18 protein-coding genes are annotated in these 17338 nt (G+C 70.7%); 12 read left to right on the plus strand and 6 right to left on the minus strand.

The features are described 5' to 3' along the window. The first annotated feature begins 392 nt into the window (after positions 1 to 392). From HUO13_RS16785 to HUO13_RS16820, 8 genes are all read left to right on the plus strand, one after another. On the plus strand, positions 393 to 1619 hold the full coding sequence (locus HUO13_RS16785; RefSeq protein ID WP_249124920.1) for an ROK family transcriptional regulator: 1227 nt from the start codon (positions 393 to 395) through the stop codon (positions 1617 to 1619). Positions 1620 to 1631: 12 nt separating this feature from the next. Further along, positions 1632 to 2441 (plus strand): ABC transporter permease, encoded by an 810-nt coding sequence (locus HUO13_RS16790; protein ID WP_211902252.1) that lies wholly within the window; start codon positions 1632 to 1634, stop codon positions 2439 to 2441. After that, positions 2438 to 3265: an ABC transporter ATP-binding protein gene (locus HUO13_RS16795; protein WP_211902253.1), complete on the plus strand. Its 828-nt coding sequence runs from the start codon at positions 2438 to 2440 to the stop codon at positions 3263 to 3265. The genes HUO13_RS16790 and HUO13_RS16795 overlap by 4 nt, the downstream gene beginning before the upstream one ends. Positions 3266 to 3282: 17 nt before the next feature. Further along, positions 3283 to 4278, plus strand: coding sequence for an aliphatic sulfonate ABC transporter substrate-binding protein (locus tag HUO13_RS16800; protein ID WP_211902254.1), 996 nt, complete (start codon positions 3283 to 3285; stop codon positions 4276 to 4278). Next, a complete protein-coding gene (locus HUO13_RS16805) occupies positions 4275 to 5783 on the plus strand; it encodes a sulfatase-like hydrolase/transferase (protein ID WP_211902255.1) in 1509 nt (502 codons plus the stop codon). Before HUO13_RS16800 ends, HUO13_RS16805 begins: the two co-directional genes overlap by 4 nt. 54 nt (positions 5784 to 5837) lie before the next feature. Further along, positions 5838 to 8198 (plus strand): family 43 glycosylhydrolase, encoded by a 2361-nt coding sequence (locus HUO13_RS16810; RefSeq protein ID WP_249124922.1) that lies wholly within the window; start codon positions 5838 to 5840, stop codon positions 8196 to 8198. 170 nt (positions 8199 to 8368) lie between these two features. Then, a complete protein-coding gene (locus HUO13_RS16815) occupies positions 8369 to 9211 on the plus strand; it encodes a formylglycine-generating enzyme family protein (protein ID WP_211902256.1) in 843 nt (280 codons plus the stop codon). Between the two features lie 365 nt (positions 9212 to 9576). Beyond that, on the plus strand, positions 9577 to 9999 hold the full coding sequence (locus tag HUO13_RS16820) for an SseB family protein (RefSeq protein ID WP_211902257.1): 423 nt from the start codon (positions 9577 to 9579) through the stop codon (positions 9997 to 9999). A gap of 47 nt (positions 10000 to 10046) precedes the next feature. Here the strand turns inward: HUO13_RS16820 and mug are convergent, their stop codons facing one another. After that, positions 10047 to 10598 carry a G/U mismatch-specific DNA glycosylase gene (mug, locus tag HUO13_RS16825; protein ID WP_211902258.1) on the minus strand — a complete coding sequence of 184 codons (552 nt, stop codon included), beginning with the start codon at positions 10596 to 10598 and terminating at the stop codon, positions 10047 to 10049. Positions 10599 to 10729: 131 nt separating this feature from the next. Between mug and HUO13_RS16830 the strand changes: the two genes are divergently transcribed. Both HUO13_RS16830 and HUO13_RS16835 read left to right on the plus strand, forming a co-directional pair. Beyond that, positions 10730 to 11221, plus strand: a complete 492-nt coding sequence (locus HUO13_RS16830) for a YceI family protein (RefSeq protein ID WP_249124924.1) — start codon at positions 10730 to 10732, stop codon at positions 11219 to 11221. 56 nt (positions 11222 to 11277) lie between these two features. Next, positions 11278 to 12339 carry a tetratricopeptide repeat protein gene (locus HUO13_RS16835; RefSeq protein WP_211902260.1) on the plus strand — a complete coding sequence of 354 codons (1062 nt, stop codon included), beginning with the start codon at positions 11278 to 11280 and terminating at the stop codon, positions 12337 to 12339. Between the two features lie 107 nt (positions 12340 to 12446). Here HUO13_RS16835 and pqqE read toward each other — a convergent pair whose 3' ends face one another. From pqqE to HUO13_RS16855, 4 genes are read right to left on the minus strand one after another with little or no spacing between them, the layout of a single operon-like run. Beyond that, entirely contained in the window at positions 12447 to 13538 is a 1092-nt protein-coding gene (gene pqqE, locus HUO13_RS16840; RefSeq protein WP_211902261.1) for a pyrroloquinoline quinone biosynthesis protein PqqE, read from the minus strand. Then, positions 13531 to 13893, minus strand: a complete 363-nt coding sequence (gene pqqD / locus HUO13_RS16845; RefSeq protein ID WP_249124926.1) for a pyrroloquinoline quinone biosynthesis peptide chaperone PqqD — start codon at positions 13891 to 13893, stop codon at positions 13531 to 13533. The genes pqqE and pqqD overlap by 8 nt, the downstream gene beginning before the upstream one ends. Positions 13894 to 13912: 19 nt before the next feature. After that, on the minus strand, positions 13913 to 14110 hold the full coding sequence (gene pqqA, locus HUO13_RS38100) for a pyrroloquinoline quinone precursor peptide PqqA (protein WP_349253377.1): 198 nt from the start codon (positions 14108 to 14110) through the stop codon (positions 13913 to 13915). A 39-nt stretch (positions 14111 to 14149) separates the two neighbouring features. Then, complete coding sequence (locus tag HUO13_RS16855; RefSeq protein ID WP_211902263.1) at positions 14150 to 14548, minus strand: DoxX family protein; 399 nt, start codon at positions 14546 to 14548, stop codon at positions 14150 to 14152. 573 nt (positions 14549 to 15121) lie between these two features. On the opposite strand from HUO13_RS16855, the gene HUO13_RS16860 reads away from it, so the two are divergent. Both HUO13_RS16860 and HUO13_RS16865 read left to right on the plus strand, forming a co-directional pair. Continuing rightward, entirely contained in the window at positions 15122 to 15727 is a 606-nt protein-coding gene (locus tag HUO13_RS16860) for a hypothetical protein (protein ID WP_211902264.1), read from the plus strand. Next, positions 15724 to 16317, plus strand: coding sequence for a class F sortase (locus HUO13_RS16865; protein ID WP_211902265.1), 594 nt, complete (start codon positions 15724 to 15726; stop codon positions 16315 to 16317). The genes HUO13_RS16860 and HUO13_RS16865 overlap by 4 nt, the downstream gene beginning before the upstream one ends. On the opposite strand, the gene HUO13_RS16870 is transcribed toward HUO13_RS16865, so the two are convergent. Next, positions 16310 to 17305, minus strand: a complete 996-nt coding sequence (locus HUO13_RS16870) for a DMT family transporter (RefSeq protein ID WP_211902266.1) — start codon at positions 17303 to 17305, stop codon at positions 16310 to 16312. The two genes, HUO13_RS16865 and HUO13_RS16870, sit on opposite strands and share 8 nt — an antisense overlap. Positions 17306 to 17338: the final 33 nt, after the last annotated feature.

The following is a 17338-nucleotide window of genomic DNA, read 5'->3' on the forward strand; positions in this document are numbered from 1 at the left end:
CACGTAACCGACAACCACGCCCGCACGTGGGTTCACCTGTCCGGCGAGCTCTATCGCGAGGAAAGCACTGGACAGCGTTGCACCTTCACCGAACTCGTCTCTCGTACCGACCTGGTGGAGACGGGCTGAGCCGACCAGCGGAAACATCGCGGGCCGTTCTGAATTCCCAGAATGCCCGAGCCCCGGAACAGGGGCGGAAAGCAACGACCGGGGTAGGAACAGCGCTCGAGGGCGTTTGACCTGATCCCGCGGCCGGCCCGTGCGAGGCGCGTCACCGCAGGGCTGCCCGCGACGGACGCGCCCACCTGCCCGGTGCGGCTGACAGGATCACATCGCGAGCGAATTCTGTCGGAGCCTTGCCTGAATAATTGGGCGTGCCGAGCATGGTCAGCATGGAAACGCCCACCGAGGTGCACGCGTTCGTGCGCCGCACGCACGAGGAGCGCGTGCTGCGTGCGCTCCGCGAGCGGGGCGCGCTGAGCCGGGGCGAGATCGCCAGGATCGTCGGGCTGTCGCGCACCACGGTCTCGGAGATCACGCGGGAGCTCCTGCGGCGTGGCGCGATCGTGGTCGTCGACACCGACGCGGCGGTCCGCGCGGGCAGCGGCAGGCCCGCCGAGCGGCTCGCGCTCGATCCGAGGTCCGGGCAGTTCATGGGCGTGGACTTCGGGCACCGCCGGGTGCGGGTGGCCGTCGCCGACGCCTCGCACGAGATCGTCGCGTCGGGTCGCGAGCGCTACCAGGAGGATGCGGGCTGGCCGGAGCGGGTCTCGGCTGCCTTCGGGCTCATCGACCGGCTCGGCGACGAGTGCGGGGTGCACTTCCACGCCCTGCAGGGCATCGGCATCGGGGTCACCGGGCCGTACCCGAGATCCTCCGCTCCGCACGCCCCGGAAGGCGCGTTCGGGCCGGGGTTCGCCGCCGCGCGCGACGACGTGGACGTCTCCTTCGCGCAGCGCTTCGGCGCCTCGGTGATCGTGGACAACAACACCCGGTTCGCCGCTCTCGCCGAGGCGATCACCGGCGGCGGCACGGTCGAGGACCTGCTCTACGTCCGCCTGTCCGACGGAGTCGGCGGCGCCCTCGTGGTCGGTGGCCGCCTGGTCGGCGGCGCGACGGGACTGGCAGGCGAGCTGGGCCACGTGACGATCGAGCCCGCAGGCACGCCGTGCCGGTGCGGCAAGGCCGGGTGCCTCGAAACGGTCGCGTCGGTTCCGGCGATCCTGGCGGCCTGCCGCGTGCGCGGCGCCGATGTCGGCTCCCTGGTCGAGCTGCGGTCGGCGGTCGAGCGCGGGGACGCGGTGGTCGAGCAGGTACTGCGCGAGGCCGCCTCGGCGCTCGGCAGGGTCGTCGGCATGGTGGCCATGGCGTTCAACCCGGCCGAGGTCGTGATCGGTGGCGAGATCGCCCACCTGGCGCCGGTGATCGTCGCCCAGGTCACCGCGACCGTCGCCACCGAGCTGTTCCCGTGGGCCGCGGCGAAGCCGGCGATCCGGTGCGCCCAGCTGTCCGACGACGACGGTGCCCTCGGTGCGCTCGCCGCGCTCTTCCACAGCTCGCCGCTGTTCGCCGGCTATCCGGAGCCGGCAACCACGCGGATCAGCGCACTGCCGGCGTAAGGAGCTCCCACCATGGCCGTCCTCAGCGAGCGCAGCGCGGTGCTGGAAGCCGAACGCGCCCCTTCACCGCGACGCCGCCGGTTCGCGGTGCCGTTGGCGCTCAACGCGGTGTCGGTCCTGCTCGGCGTCGGGCTGTGGTGGGCGCTGGCGGCGCTGGGGGTCGGGATCCCGGCGCCACCGGAAGTGGCGGGCAAGGCCGGGGAGATGATCGCGGACGGCACGCTGTTGCAGGACACCTCGGCCAGCCTCGCCCGGGTCCTCGCGGGCTTCGCGCTGGGCACGGCGCTGGCCATCGTGCTCGGCTTCCTCATGGGCTGGTACGGGCTCGTGCGAAGCCTGACCGAGCCGTGGGTGCAGTTCTTCCGCACCATTCCGCCGCTGGCGATCATCCCCCTCGCGATCGTGCTGATGGGCATCGGCGAGGTGCCGAAGATCTTCGTGATCTTCCTGGCCGCCTTCCTCGCCTGCGTCATCTCGACGCTGCAGGGGGTGGTCACCGTGGACCGGACGCTGATCAACGCCGCGCGGGTGCTCGGCGCGGGCGACGCGACGATCTTCCGCCGGGTGGTCGTTCCGGCGTCGTCACCGTTCATCCTGGTCGGAATGCGCGTCGGGCTCGGCTCGGCGTGGGCGACGCTGGTGGCCGCGGAGCTCATCGCGGCGCAGGAAGGCCTCGGCTACCGCATGCAGAACGCCCAGCTCTACTACGACCTCCCGACGATTTTCGTCAGCCTGATCACGATCGGGATCCTCGGCCTGGTCATGGACCGGCTGCTCCTGCTCGCCGAACGCAAGCTGACCGGATGGCAGGAGCGGCCGTGAACGCCCGGACCACCCACACCTCGCGGCCCGCGAAGATCGCGGTGACCGGCGTGACCAAGACCTTCACCCTCGGGCGGGACCGGTTCGTCGCGCTCGACGACGTCTCGCTGGACATCGCCGACAACGAGTTCGTCACGGTCGTCGGCCCGTCCGGGTGCGGCAAGAGCACCCTGATGAACATCCTCGCCGGGCTGGAGGAGCCGACCGCGGGCAGCGCACTCGTCGACGGTGTCCCGGTCGACGGCCCCGGCCCGGACCGCGGGGTGATCTTCCAGCAGTACGCCCTGTTCCCCTGGCTGAGCGTGCGCAGGAACGTCGAGTTCGGCCTGAAGATCGCCGGCGTGCCGAAGAGGGAGCGGCGCGAGCGGGCGGACTACTTCATCGACGTCGTCGGGCTCACCGACTTCGCCGACGTGCTGCCGAAAGCCCTCTCCGGTGGCATGCGCCAGCGGTGCGCGATCGCCCGCGCCTACGCCGTGGACCCCGAGATCCTGCTGATGGACGAGCCTTTCGGCGCGCTGGACGCCCTCACCAGGGTCAAGCTCCAGGAGCAGTTGCTGCGGGCGTGGGGCAGGGAACGGCGCACGGTCCTGTTCATCACCCATGACGTCGACGAGGCCGTGTTCCTGGCCAACCGGGTGGTCGTCATGGCGTCCCGGCCGGGACGCATCTTCGACGTCGTCGAGGTCGACCTGCCCTACCCGCGCACCGAGGAGGTCCGGCTCAGCCCGGAGTTCACCGCCCTGCGCAACCGCGTGTGGAACTCGGTCTACCACCAGGAACCCGGCCCCGCGAGCGCCACCGCGCCGTCGACGGCGGACTGACCCAGGAAAGGGACACCATGGCCATCAGGAAGCGGCTGCTCGGCGCGCTGTTCGCCGGGCTCGTGGGCGCCGCCGCGCTGACCGGGTGCGGCAGCGGATCCGGCCCGGCGGCGGCCGACGAGGTCCGGTTCGGCTACATCGGCGACTTCAACGGCGCGAGCCTGCTCGCCGTCGCCGAGGACCAGGGCCTGTGGGCGAAGCACGGGCTGGAGGCCGAGACCAGCGTGTTCACCAACGGCCCGCTGCAGATCCAGGCGCTGGGCAGCGGCGACCTCGACTTCGGCTACATCGGCCCGGGGGCGATGTGGCTGCCGGCCTCCGGCCAGGCCAAGGTGGTCGCGCTCAACACCCTCGGCAACGCGGACCGGGTCATCGCCCAGCCCGGCACGGCCACCATCGCCGATCTCAGGGGCAAGACGATCGGCGTTCCCCAGGGCACGTCCGGGGAGATGATCCTCGACCTCGCACTCCGGCAGGCGGGGCTGACGAAGAACGACGTCAGGGTGGTTCCCATGGACGCCTCGACGATCGTGTCGGCGTTCTCCGCGAGGAGGATCGACGCGGCCGGGTTCTGGTACCCCGCGATCGCCACGATCAAGAAGCAGGTGCCCGACCTGGTCGAACTGGCGAAGAACTCCGACTTCGCCGGCCAGGTCGAGTTCCCGACGGCGTTCGTCGCGGGCAACGACGTCGTGGCCGGGCAGGCGGACAAGGCCAGGAAGGTGATCGCCGTGCTCCGCGACGCGATGGCGTACCGGTCGGCCAACCCCGACCAGACCATCAGGCTCACCGCGAAACTGCTCAAGGTCGACGAGGCCCAGGTGAGAGCGGACGCGGCCAACGTGAAGGTCCTCGGCGTCGAGGACCTCGACCGGATGACCGGCGACGGGACCATCGAGCGGTGGATGTCCGGGATGGACGGCTACTTCACCGGGACCGGCCAGCTCAAGCAGAGCGTCGGGCCCGCGAACTACTACACCGGCGACCTGTTCACCTCGGCGGGCCGGCCATGAAACAGCCGAACATCCTGTTCCTGATGACCGACCAGCACCGCGCGGACACGCTCGGCGCGTACGGCAACACCCAGGCCCGCACACCCAACCTCGACGAGCTCGCGAGCACCGGGACCAGGTTCGACCGCTGGTACACCCCGACCGCCATCTGCACGCCCGCCAGAGCGAGCCTGCTCACCGGGAAAGCACCGTTCCGGCACAAGCTGCTCGCCAACTACGAGCGCAACGTCGGCTACATCGAGGATCTCCCGGACGGGCAGTTCACCTTCTCCGAAGCGTTGCGCGACAACGGGTACAACTGCGGGCTGGTCGGCAAGTGGCACGTCGGGACGGCCAGGACCGCGGGCGACTTCGGGTTCGACGGCCCCGACCTGCCGGGGTGGCACAACCCCGTCGACCACCCGGACTACCTCGCCTACCTGGCAGGCAACGGCTTCCCGCCGTACGAGATCAGCGACCGGATCCGCGGCACGCTGCCCAACGGCGGTCCCGGCAACCTGCTCGCCGCCCGGCTCCACCAGCCGGTCGAAGCGACCTTCGAGCACTACCTCGCGACCCGGGCCATCGAGATGATGGAGCGCTACGCCGCGGACGTGCGCGAACGGGACAAGCCGTTCTTCCTCGCCCTGCACTTCTTCGGCCCGCATCTGCCCTACGTCCTCCCCGACTCCTACTTCGACCTGTTCGATCCCGCGGACGTGCCGTTGCCGCGCTCGGTCGCCGAGACCTTCCACGGCAAGCCGCCGGTGCAGCGGAACTACAGCGCGCACTGGACGTTCGACACGATGCCGATCGAGACGACCCGCAAGCTGATCGCGGTCTACTGGGGCTACGTCGCGCTCATCGACCACGAGATCGGCCGGGTCATGGCCGCGATGCGGCGCCTGGGCCTCGCCGACGAGACGGCGGTCTTCTTCACCTGCGACCACGGCGAGTTCACCGGCGCACACCGCCTGCACGACAAGGGTCCCGCCATGTACGAGGACATCTACCGGACACCGGGGATCGTCAGGGTGCCGGGCCGGCCCGGGGGAGTGGTGCGCTCGGAGTTCGTCAGCCTCCTCGACTGCACCGCGACGATCCTCGATCTCGCGGGGATCGACCCCGCGCCCGCGGTGGACTCGCGCAGCCTGCTGCCCCTGGTGTCCGGTTCGGACGAGGGCGGGGGTTGGGACGAGGACATCGTCTGCGAGTTCCACGGCCACCACTTCCCGTACCCGCAACGGATGCTGCGCACCGACCGGTACAAGCTCGTGGTCAACCCGGACTCGGTGAACGAGCTGTACGACCTGGACGACGACCCGGACGAGCTGGTCAACCGCTACCCGCACCCCGAGCTGGAGCCGGTGCGGACGCGGCTGATGCGCAGGCTCTACGAGATCCTGCGCCGGCGCGGCGACAACTTCTACCACTGGATGACATCGATGTACGACGTCGGGGACGTCGAGTACGACCCGACGCTGAGCGGGCTGGACGAGTCGACCTACCAGAACACCAAGTCCTGAGCGGTCCGCAGTGCATGCCGGGCGGCATCCGCCCTTCACCCGGGAGGTACGACCGTGAGATCCCCGCGCGCGGCCCGCTTGCTGGCGGCTGTCGTCATCGTGCCGCTGCTGATCACCGCACCCGAAGCCGCTCCGGCCGTGCCGACGGCCACCGGCACCTACACCAACCCGGTCACCGAAGGGACCGTCGACACGTTCCCGGATCCGACGGTGATCCGCGGTGGTGACGGCGACTGGTACGCCTACGGCACGACCAACCCCATCTTCAACAGCCGTGGGGAGTCCGGTGAGCACATCCTCCCCGTGCTGAGGTCCGCCGACATGGTCCGCTGGACGTACGCGGGCGACGTCTACACCGCGGGCGGGCGCCCGGCGTGGTGGCCGGCGGGGACCAGGCCGTTCGCGCCCGACATCCGCTACGTCGCGGGCTCCTACCACCTGACCTACGGCCTGTCCGGCGGCGGGGTCGCGCTCGCCACCGCCCCGACGCCCACCGGGCCGTGGACCGACCGCGGCCTGGTCGTCACCCTCGCCGACGGCTGCCCCACCAACCCCATCGGCACGATCGACCAGGCGATGGTGACCGACGGCGACGGCACCCACCACCTGTACTGGGGCAGCTACGACACCATGTGCGTCGCGCCCATGAACGCCGACGCGACCCGGCTGGCCGGCCCCACCACGATCGTCGCCCGCGGCCGCCGAGCGGAGGGCGCTTTCCCGGTGCGGCGCGGGGACTTCTACTACCTGTTCTTCTCCGACGGTGGCTGTTGCCAGGGCGCGTTCAGCGGGTACTCGGTCAAGGTCGGGCGCGCCGACAACCCGCTCGGCCCGTTCGTCACCCAGGACGGCCAGTCGCTGACCGACTACTCGAGCAAGGGCGGCATCGTGGCTGCGGCCAACGGGAACGGGTTCGTCGGCCCCGGCCACAACGCCGTCCAGACCGACCTGTCGGGCCAGGACTGGCTGGTGTACCACGCCATTCCCGCCGCGGACCCGGACTTCCCGCCGGTCGACACCGCCGACGGGACGAAGCCGGCCCTCAGCAAGAGGCCGATGCTGATCGACCGGCTGGACTGGGTCGACGGCTGGCCGGTGCTGCGGGGCGGGGCGGGCCCGTCGAGCGGCCCGCAGCGGGCGCCGGTCACCAGGGCGGCGGTCGGCAGCACCTTCAACGGTCCCGCACGACTCGGGGGCTGGACGCCAGGAGGGGATCCGGCCGCGCGGTGGTCCCTGACCGAGGAACCCGCGTCCGGCGGGGTCCTCACCCAGTCCGGATCGCCCGCCGGGACATCGGTCCTCCTGGCCCCTGGCCGCATCGGTGGCGACATCCGGGCCGGGGTGAGGCTGAAGCTCGCCGATGCGGGTTCCGGCGGCGCGGTCGGTCTCGTCATCTCGGCCCGCGACCCTCGCGACTCCATCACCGCGTGGATCGACCGGGCGGACCACGCGCTGACGGTGTCGGTCACGGATGACGGTGCCACCACGACGAGACGCGCGGCGCTGCCGTCCACCTTCGACCACCGGGCGTGGCACGACCTCGCTGTGGAAGTGCGGGGCTCGGCGCTGACCGCCGAGGTGTCCGAAGACAGTCGGGGTGATGCGCAGGCGACCGTGTCCGTGCCGCTGCACGACTCCAAGCTCCAGGAAGGCAGGGTCGGGGTGGCGTCGAGGGGCGCACCGGCCGTGGCCGACAACCTCGGCGCGGCACCGCTCCACAAGCCTGTCACCACCCGGGTTCCCGACCCGCTCCCCGGAGCTCCGCTGCCCGCCCACTCCGACGACTTCAGTGGAACCGGCAGTCCAGAGGAGACCGACCCCGCGTGGAGCTGGATCCGCGGTGGCGCAGGATCGGCCACCGAGGGCGAGGGCAGGCTCACCTGGCCAACCCAGGGGGCGGAGCTGTTCAACGGCACCAACACGGCTCCGGTCCTGCTGCGCGACGCGCCGCCCGGGGACTTCATCGTCGAGACCAAGCTCGCCTTCGACGGGACGAAACCGGCCCAGCAGGCGGGAATCCTGTTGTACGAGAACGACGACCGCTACTTCAAACTGGTCCACTCCGTCCTGCCGGTCACCGAGGGCGACGGCGCGGTCTTCCACCAGACCGAGTTCGCCAAGGAAGGGGAACGACCGACGACGACGCCGCCCACCCCGGTCTTCTACGGACCGATGTTCGGCGGCCCGCCCGCCGCGGTGACCTGGCTGCGGCTGGCGTACCACTACAACTCCGCCACCGGTGCCCACGACGTTCGCGCGGGGTCCAGCACCGACGGCGTGCACTGGACCTGGGGCGGCACCTGGTCGATGCCGCGCAGGGGCCCGCTCAGGATCGGCCTGGTGTCGATGAACGCGACCGGTGCCACGGCCGCGTTCGACCACCTGCACACATTCCGGACCGCCAACGGCGGCTGATGAGCCCCGTGCCCGGGTTGCGGGGTCGCCAACGAGACGACAGTCGCAGGAGTTCTCCCATGTCGATGTCGAACCGGTCCGGCGGGCAATGCTGCACTCCCGCCCGAGGCGTCGTCGCAGCACGGACCAGAACGGCTCCGGCAGGGCGGTACGACGGTGCGGTAGCCGGCATGGTGACGTTGGACGGTGGCGAGTTCCTGATGGGAACCGACGACGCCGAAGGGGATCCCGCCGACGGTGAGGGCCCGGTCCGGCAGGTGCGGGTCGCCCCGTTCCGGCTGGCTCGGCGGGTCGTGACCAACGAGCAGTTCGCCCGGTTCGCGAAGGGCACCGGCTACCGCACCGAGGCCGAGCGGTTCGGCTGGTCGTACGTGTTCGCCGCGTTCCTCCCCGGCGCGCTCCGCCGAGTGTCGCCACGGCCCGAAAGCGCACCGTGGTGGTGCGGTGTCGAGGGCGCGTGCTGGGCGGCACCGGAAGGGCCCGGCAGTTCGACGCGCGGCCGTGAGGACCATCCGGTGGTGCACGTGTCCTGGAACGACGCTGCCGCCTACTGCGACTGGACGGGTCTGCGCCTGCCCACAGAGGTCGAATGGGAATACGCGGCTCGAGGGGGACTGGTGCAACGCCGCTATGCGTGGGGCGACGAGCTCACCCCCGGTGGTGAGCACCGTTGCAACATCTGGCAGGGACATTTTCCCACCAGGAACACCGCCGAGGACGGTTTTCGCGGCACCGCACCGGCCGACGCCTACAGGCCCAACGGTTTCGGGCTCTACAACATGGCCGGCAACGTCTGGGAGTGGTGCGCGGACTGGTGGACCGTCGAGCGTTCCGACGCCGCGCCCCAGGGCAACCGCACGGGCCCGGACACCATGGTCGGCAAGGTGTTGCGCGGCGGGTCCTACCTCTGCCACGAGAGCTACTGCAACCGGTACCGGGTCGCCGCCCGTACGCACAACACGCCCGAGAGCACCAGCGGCAACACCGGTTTCCGCTGTGCTCGCGACGCCTGAGCGCGTGTCTTCGGAACTCACCTTGCGTGACGGCTCCGGTTGTGGGGGTGGGCCGAGCGGCTTCGCCGCTTCGAAGATCGGAGACAGGCTCGGAAACCCCGTCTGGTGGCGCACGGCGTTCGCATTCGTGCTCGCAGCGCCGTACCGTTGGCGACGGGTGCGTGTTCGGTCGATGCCGGTACCGGTGAAGGTGGCATCGGACACCGGCGGTGGCTCCTGCGCACGTCCCGCGATCAACCGCATAGCGGGCGCCCCGACCGGCTCGGAGCAGTCGCCCGGAACCCGTGCCTCGTGTGCCGGTGCGCGTGCTGGTGTGAGAGCGTTGGCAGGTCGCCAGGAGCACCCGTCGAGGAAAGGACCCAGTCATGACATCTTCAGCTCCCGACGATCGCACGTCGGCCGAAGACGCGGTGGCCGCGGGCGCGGACGCGGACGAGACCCAGTCCGTCCTGCAGGAGCTCGCGACCAGTTCCGCCCTGCTGCCGCAAGCCCCGTCCGCGGACGACGAGGAGCAGCCGGAGGGGACGGTCGCGCTGCCTGTCATCGAACAGGAAGGCCAGAAGTACATCCCGGTCTTCACCTCCGAAGAAGCGCTGGAGGAGGCCGGGGCGGACGTCAGTACCGCGATCCGCGTTCCGCTCGCCGAGCTGGCCGCGAACTGGCCGTCGGAGGACATGTGGCTGGCGGTGAACCCGGCCAGCGAGGACGGCATCGGCCTGCCACCGGACGTGGTGCGGATGCTGCCCGTTTTCGCGGGCGGCCTGAGCGGAGCCGACGGCGAGGCCTGAACCACGTGACTCGCGGTCCCAAGGGGACTGTGCGGGTGGTCTTGCGGCTACGGACCTTCCACGGCGTTGCGTAGCCGGGCGAACTCCTCGGACAGCCGCTCGAGGTTGTAGTGCGCGTTGAGCCCGCTCGGGTTCGGCAGGACCCACAGCCGGGTAGTACCTATCGCGCGTTGCTGGGGGCCGACCGCGGCGCGGCGCTCGTCGAAGGCGGTGCGGTAGGCGGTGACGCCGACGACCGCCAACCAGGCAGGGTGCGTTCGGCGCACCGCCTCCCGCAGCCGCGCTCCGCCGGCGCGCAGTTCCTCGCTGCCGAGCTGGTCGGCGCGGGCGCTGGCGCGGGCGACGAGATTGGTGATGCCGAGCCCGTGGTCGAGCAGGCATTCCTGCTCGTCCGGGCGGAATTGCCGTGGTGTGAAGCCGGAAACGTGCAGGGCGGGCCAGAACCGGTTGCCGGGTCGGGCGAAGTGGTGGCCGGTGGCCGCCGAGTACAGGCCGGGGTTGATGCCGCAGAACAGCACCCGCAGCCCCGGCGCGAGCACGTCGGGCACCGTGGCGCCGTCGGCTGCCGCCAGTTCCCGGGCGCTGGGCTTCGCGCTCACCTCGCACCGTCCTTCCCGCGCCGCGGACGCTCCTCGCGCACGTTACCTTTCCGCCAGTCCGGTCATACCATGAGCTGGTGGCTCTGCGTGCGGGCGGTTTCGAGCTCGGACCGGGCGCAGGCACTCTGCTCGTGCGGACGTTCCGCGCGGGCGTGGGTGCGGCGGTCGGTCACGACCTCACGATCGTCGCCACCCGGTGGCGAGGTCGCGCCGAGGTTGATCCGTCGGATCTCGCCGCCTGCTCCGTGCGCGTGCGCGTCGATGTCGACGGGCTAGAAGTGCGTAGCGGCGAAGGGGGAGCGAAGCCGCTCACCGACTCGGACAAGCGCAGCATCGAAGGCAGCATCCGCGGCCTGCTCGCGGCCGAGCGTCATCCGGAAATCGAGTTCGCCTCCACCGGTGTGGCTGAGGAAGGCGACGCGCTCGCCGTGTCCGGGACGCTGTCCATAGTGGGCGTGGCGCGGCCGGTTCGGCTCGTGTGCCACCGTGACGGCAACCGCGTCCGGGGAGCGGCGGAAGTCGTCCAGAGCGAGTGGGGGATCAGGCCCTACTCCGCGTTTTTCGGCGCGCTGCGGGTGAAGGACGAGGTCACCGTCGAGTTCGATGTCGCGCTGAGCGACTAGATGTCGGCCGCTCGTGGCATGCTCTCGTGCGATCACTCCCGCGAGAAAGCAGCGACATGACCGATGACACCCTCTTGGACGCCGATCGAATCGCGCTTCCGCTGCCTCCTGATCCGCTGAGCCCGGTGCCGGAGGAGGTCGAGCGCGAGCTGGCGCGGTACAGGGCGGGTGGTGCGGCGGAGGCGAAGGCGATGCTGACCACGATCGCCGGTGCGGGACGAACCGCCACGGCCGGGCACGCGGCCATGGCGCTGGCGGGCATCGAACTCGACGAGAACGGGCTCGGCGACTCCTGCCGGAGATGGCTGAAGCAGGTGGCCGCGGGAGAGGACCCGTGGCTGGGTCCGTTGGCGGCGGTGATGCTCGCCCCGGACATCGAGCCGTTCATGTCCCAGGACTCCGACCCGCTCCCGCGCGGCCTCGCGGCGCAACTCACCGGCGACGTGGACACGGCCCGCAAGGGGTTCGAGCAGGCCGCCGTCGTCCACAACGACACGGAGACCGGGGACCTGGCCAGTCTGCTGCTCGGCAACCTCCTGCTCCAGAGCGGCGAACCGGCCGCGGCGCTCGAGCCGCTGAGGTACGCGCGTGAGATGTCCGGCGGCGTGTTCGCGGGCTATGCGGGTTACCTCGAAGGGCACGTGCTCATCGGGCAGGACCAGAAGAACCGGGCGGGCCAGGTGCTCCAGCACGCGCACCGGGAGTCCCATCCGGCCAGGAGTGGGAGTGAGGGCCTGCACCCGTGGGTCGCCGTCAGGTTCGGAGAGCTGCTGGCAGGTGACACGTTCGCGCTGGACCTCGTCTACGACCAGATGGAGGAAAGCGGGGTGAGCGAGGGCGAGGTGGTGCGGGAGCCCTTCGAGTCCGCCCTGGACCGCAAGGAGGTCAGCCGCCCCGCGCTCGTCGACGTCGGTTTCCACCTGTTCCCCTACACCGCGGAATTCGGACCGGTGCACGCGGGACTGGAACGCCTGAAGACCTGGAGCGGCGAGCGGTACGAGCGCGGCCGCAGGCTCGTGCTCGCGCTCCACACCTACGTCGAGGACAGCCGCAACGAGCAATGCTCACGGGGGTTGGCGGAGCTGCGGGAGAAGCTCGACCTTCCCCGGCCCCGCTGAGCGCGCCACGGACGAGAAGTGGGAGGCCCTTTCCGAGCCGGGCGTGAAAGGGCCGTCCACGTTGCTTCCCGCTCCAGCGTCCCGGTCGTCGGCGGTGGGGTCGTTTCCTACCCGGCATCCCGTGGATGCGGCCGTGGGGTGAGCGCCGCTGCGACCGGCCTCCTCGGCTCGTTCGCCGCTCGCACCGCTTCGGCGACGATGTCGTGGTCGGGGGAGAGGACGCAGACCGGGTCGGTGCGGGCCGCGTCTCCGGTGAGCAGGAAGGCCTGGCAGCGGCATCCGCCGAAGTCGATCTCGCGGCGGGGGCAGCTGCGGCACGGTTCGGGCATCCAGTCGGTTCCGCGGAAGCGCTGGAAGAGGGGCGACTCGTTCCAGATCCAGTCGAGGGAGTGCTCACGCACGTTCGCGCGGGGTAGCGGGAGCGGCTGGGCGGCAGGGCAGGGCAGGGCGTCCCCGTTGGGAGACACGGTGAACTGGTGGTGGGCCCAGCCGCCCATGCAGGGCTTGGGGTACTTGCTGTAGTAGTCGGGCAGGACGTAGGTGATCTCGATCCGTCCCTCGAGGCGTTCGCGTTCGGTGCGCACGATCGTCTCGGCTCGTTCGAGCTGTTGCCTGCTGGGAAGGAGGGCGGCGCGGTTGTGCCAGGCCCAGCCGTAGTACTGGGTGTTGGCCAGCTCGACGCGGTCGGCGTCCAGTTCCTCGGCCAGGGCCAGGACGCCCGCTATCCGGTCGATGTTGCCGCGGTGCAGGACGAAGTTGAGCGTGAGCGGCCAGCCCAGGCGCTTGACCAGCCGGGCCGCCGCGATCTTGCGGTCGAACGACGGTGTGCCCGCGATGCGGTCGGACGCGGCCGGCTCGTCGGACTGGATGCTGATCTGCACGTGGTCGAGCCCGGCCTCGCGCAGCTGCTCCGCGCGGCGGGGCGAGAGGCCCAGCGCGCTGGTGATGAGGTTGGTGTAAAGGCCCCGTTCGGCGGCGCTGCGCACGATGTCCACCAGGTCGCGGCGCTGGAGGGGTTCACCGCCGGACAGGTGGAGCTGCACGACGCCCAGCTCGCAGGCCTCGGAGATCACGCGTCGCCACTGCTGCGTGGTCAGCTCCTCGCGGTAGTCGCCGAGGTTGAGCGGGTTGGAGCAGTACGGGCAGTGCAGCGGGCACGCGTAGGTGAGCTCGGCCAGCAGCCCGAAGGGCCTAGTCATCGTCGAGCTCCACCCACCGCTTGGTGACCAGGCGCCCGAGGAAGCTCGTCACCTCGTCCTCGGCCACGCGGTCGTAGCGGCGGCGCAGCTCCTCGGCGATCTCGCCGACCGTCCGCCGCCCGTCGCACAGGTCCAGCACCGACGCGCCCGTCGGGTTCAGGAGCATGACCGACTCGGGGCCCAGCAGCATGTACTGCTTGCGCACCCGGTCCATGCCCAGGCGCACGTGCGATGCCAGCCTGGGCCGGCTCGACGATCGCAGTGCCGTAGTCATCGCCGTCTCGATTCCCTGGTTGTTGCTCGGCGCCGGCCATGGCAGGGCGCCGGACTCCACTTCCGGCGCCCGTTCGTACAACTGCCGGCTCCTCGTCGTGTCAGGCCTCCATGCGCGCGATGTACATCGTGACCTCGGATGCGCACATGAGCTCTTCGAACTCAGGGGCCTCCCACTCGGCCTCTTCGAACTCGGGGGGTTCCCACGTGAGAACGGAACGAGTGGCGTCGGATTCCATTGGCTGCACCTCCTCTCTTCGAATTCCGGCGACTCCCTCGGTGGCTCGGGATACCTCCATGGTGCGCGTCCCCGAACGCCCGAGCCGCGTGAGTATTCTTCATCTTTCGCGGGCGCCGGCCGCGGATCCGCGCTCAGGCGCTCCACGCCGTTGCCGGAGCAGCGCGTCGAGGGCGAACGGCCCGGCCCCGAGTGCCGCGATCAGGAGGAACGTCCAGGAGTACATGGCGGCCAGCTCGCCGGCGTTCTGGATCGGGAACAGCCCGCGTGGCTGGTGCACCTTGAAGTAGGCGAACGCCATCGCCCCGGAGCACACGAGCGCGGCCGGCCGGGTGAACAGCCCGAACAGCACCAGCCCACCCCCGACGAACTGGATCAGCCCGGCCCACCAGGACGGCCACTGGCCCACGGGCGTCGGCTCGCCGTACGGGGTGAACGGGCCGAAGAGGGTTGCCACCCCGTGCAGGAGGAACATGAACGACACGACGATGCGCACCACGGACAGAACGATTCCGCGGAGGCGTTCCGGAGGCTCCCACGTCACATCCGTCGCCCCCTAGTGGTGTGGAGCTCTCCTGCCCTTCAGGGTTGGAACTCGCATGCATGTGCCGACGACAAGCTCTCAGACCGATCGGGATCAAGTTAAGAGGAGAACGTCCCTTTCGTGGTCCTGCGGCGGCCGAATTGTTCGAGCAGCGGAGTGCGGCTGTGGTTATCGCGGTTATCGGTGCCGTGAGTGGCGGGTGCGCAACAACGAAACGGCTGTGACGCCGGGGGTCGGCGTCTTCTCGGACAGTTCGTGCGTGCGTAATGATTACAAGTTCGAACGATTCTCAAGTGCCGGGGCATGTGCGGCCCGGATTCGCAGTGGCGTTGCGTTCACCGCCGCCGTGCGTCTGGGCCGGACGTTCTGACCCGGGTGGCGGTTGCCCCGCGCACGTGAAATCCGCTCGATGAGCGGACTCCTCGTCACAGGTGTGTATCGGGGGCCAACCGTTTCGGCTCACGGGCGGTTTCCCGTGCAACACCCGCGGGCGCTCCGCCGCGCGGGTGGGAGTGAGGGAGAAACGCCATGCCTCAACGCACTTTTCCGATGCTGACCCTGCTCGGCGTCGTCGCCGCGATGTCGGTGGGGCCGGTGGCCGCCGCCGAGCCCACGACCGAGTCGACCTCCCCCTATCCGCCGCCGTCTCCGCAGATCCACATCACCGCCGACGGCCGGCCCCAGCCCGGCGACGACATCGGCGTCGTGGTCCGCTGCCCCTACGGCGAGCCGGGGGGAGCGCGGTCGCCGGTCCTCGAGATCGGTGAGTTCGAGAAGGTCGACACGCCCGCGGGCATCGACACCTACGTCGCACCGGCGACCATCGGGCCGGGCACCGAGCCCGGCGACTACCCGCTCTCGGCCGGCTGCGGGAAGAACGGCGTGAGCACCACGTTCACCGTCTATCCCGCTGATGACGACGGCAGCGACGACACCCCCGCCCCGGCGCCGGGTACCGATGACGACGCCGGCGATGACGGCACCGAGCCGCCCCAGGTCGCCCGCACGCCCAAGGGCGCCCCCGAGACCGGTGGCGACCCGGGTGCCGACCTGGCTCCGTGGTTCTGGGGCGCGGGTCTGGTGGGCCTGCTCGGCCTCGGTTCGGTCATGGCCAGGAGGGCGGTCGGCCGGTGAAGCACGTCCGTGCGCTGCTGACCGTGGCGCTGGCGGGGCTGCTGGCCGGGTGCGGTGGGGCCGGGCACGTTCCCGGCACCACCACACCACCCCCGGTCGCATCGACGGCGGAACAGCGCACACCGCCGCCGCCCGCGGTCCCGGTGGAAATCCGGATTCCGGCGATCGACGCCACGTCGACGTTGGTCGCCCTCGGGCTCAACCCGGACGACACCGTCGCGGTGCCGCCGGTGGAGACGCCGATGCAGGCGGGCTGGTACCAATACGGTCCGGCGCCGGGCGAGCGGGGTCCGGCGGTGGTGCTCGGGCACGTCAACGGCGCAGGCGAGGAGGGGATTTTCGCGCGCCTCCACGAGTTGACCCCCGGTTCTGAGGTCCTGGTGGCCAGAAACGACGGCAGGACGGCGGTTTTCACCGTCACCGGAGTCGTGCAGGTGTCCAAACTCGGCTTTCCGACTGATTCGGTCTACGGGAACACCGATGCCGCGGAACTCCGCTTGATCACCTGCGGTGGCGATTTCGACAGGAAGCGCGGGAGCTACACCGACAACATCATCGCCTACGCGACGCTGACCGGGTGGCTCAGGTGAGCTGCACCAGTGCGGACCCGAGGACGAGCAGGGCGAGACCGGCGGACCGCCGCGGCGTCAGAGGTCGCCGGGGGAGCCGGAACAGGCCGTAGTTGTCGATGGTCGCCGAGGCCAGCTGCTGACCGGTGACGGTCAGGGCGATCGTGGTGGCGGCGCCGATGACGGGGATCAGCGTGAAGGTGGCGGTGACGTAGGCGGCGGCGCAGGCACCGCCCAGCCAGCCCCACCACGGCATCCGGCCGAGCGGCGCCAGCCTCGGCCGCGGTGTCCGTCCGAGCGTCAGCAGGACCAGCAGCACGACGGCGATGGTGAGAGTCGCGACGACGAAGCTGATCAGGCCGGCGGTGAGCGCGTGGCCGAGGTCGGCGCGCAGCGCTGCGTTCACCGCGCCCTGGACCGGTAGCACCGCGCCGGCGGCGATACCGAGCGCCACCCACCCGGCGCGGACTGCTCGACCACCGGACCGGTGTGGTGCGGTAACAACGCGAGCCGGTTGCGTGTCAACGGCTCGAGCCGGCCGCGGATCGATGGCGGGCCGCGCCGGTCGCGGACCGCGGATGATCACCGTGATGCCGGTGAGCACAGCGACCGCGCCCACGACGATGCCTGCGGTGAGCGGCTGGCGCGGAACGCCGAGCAGCCCGAACAGGTCCAGGCCGAGCGAGGCGAACATCTGCCCGGTCACGAACAGGCCGACCGCGGCGAGCGCGCCGAGCCGGGGGAACAGCAGGATTCCGCTGGTGATGTAGAGCGGGCTGGCCAGGCCGCCCAGCAGGTGCCAGGCCGGCACGCCGGGGGCGAGCCGGGTCGCACCGATCGCACCGACGGCGGCGGCGAGGACCGCGAGCAGGCCGGCGGCCACGCCCAGCTGCAGGGTCGATGCGCCGTACGGCGTGCCCACCGCCGAGTTGAGCTGGAGGTTCGCCGACGCCTGCACCGCCAGGAGGCAACCGGCGAGCAGGGCGGTCGCGAGGAGCACTAGGTACACGGGACACCTCCGCAACTGGACATGGTGTCCGCT

Origin of the sequence: Saccharopolyspora erythraea (assembly GCF_018141105.1) — a bacterium.
GTDB lineage: Bacteria > Actinomycetota > Actinomycetes > Mycobacteriales > Pseudonocardiaceae > Saccharopolyspora_D > Saccharopolyspora_D erythraea_A.

Coding starts and splice junctions, on each gene's coding strand:
- HUO13_RS16785 (WP_249124920.1), top strand. CDS start 393: ATGGAAACGCCCACCGAGGTGCACGCGTTCGTGCGCCGCACGCACGAG.
- HUO13_RS16790 (WP_211902252.1), top strand. CDS start 1,632: ATGGCCGTCCTCAGCGAGCGCAGCGCGGTGCTGGAAGCCGAACGCGCC.
- HUO13_RS16800 (WP_211902254.1), top strand. CDS start 3,283: ATGGCCATCAGGAAGCGGCTGCTCGGCGCGCTGTTCGCCGGGCTCGTG.
- HUO13_RS16805 (WP_211902255.1), top strand. CDS start 4,275: ATGAAACAGCCGAACATCCTGTTCCTGATGACCGACCAGCACCGCGCG.
- HUO13_RS16815 (WP_211902256.1), top strand. CDS start 8,369: ATGGTGACGTTGGACGGTGGCGAGTTCCTGATGGGAACCGACGACGCC.
- HUO13_RS16820 (WP_211902257.1), top strand. CDS start 9,577: ATGACATCTTCAGCTCCCGACGATCGCACGTCGGCCGAAGACGCGGTG.
- HUO13_RS16835 (WP_211902260.1), top strand. CDS start 11,278: ATGACCGATGACACCCTCTTGGACGCCGATCGAATCGCGCTTCCGCTG.
- pqqE (WP_211902261.1), bottom strand. CDS start 13,538: ATGACTAGGCCCTTCGGGCTGCTGGCCGAGCTCACCTACGCGTGCCCG.
- pqqA (WP_349253377.1), bottom strand. CDS start 14,110: ATGGAGGTATCCCGAGCCACCGAGGGAGTCGCCGGAATTCGAAGAGAG.
- HUO13_RS16860 (WP_211902264.1), top strand. CDS start 15,122: ATGCCTCAACGCACTTTTCCGATGCTGACCCTGCTCGGCGTCGTCGCC.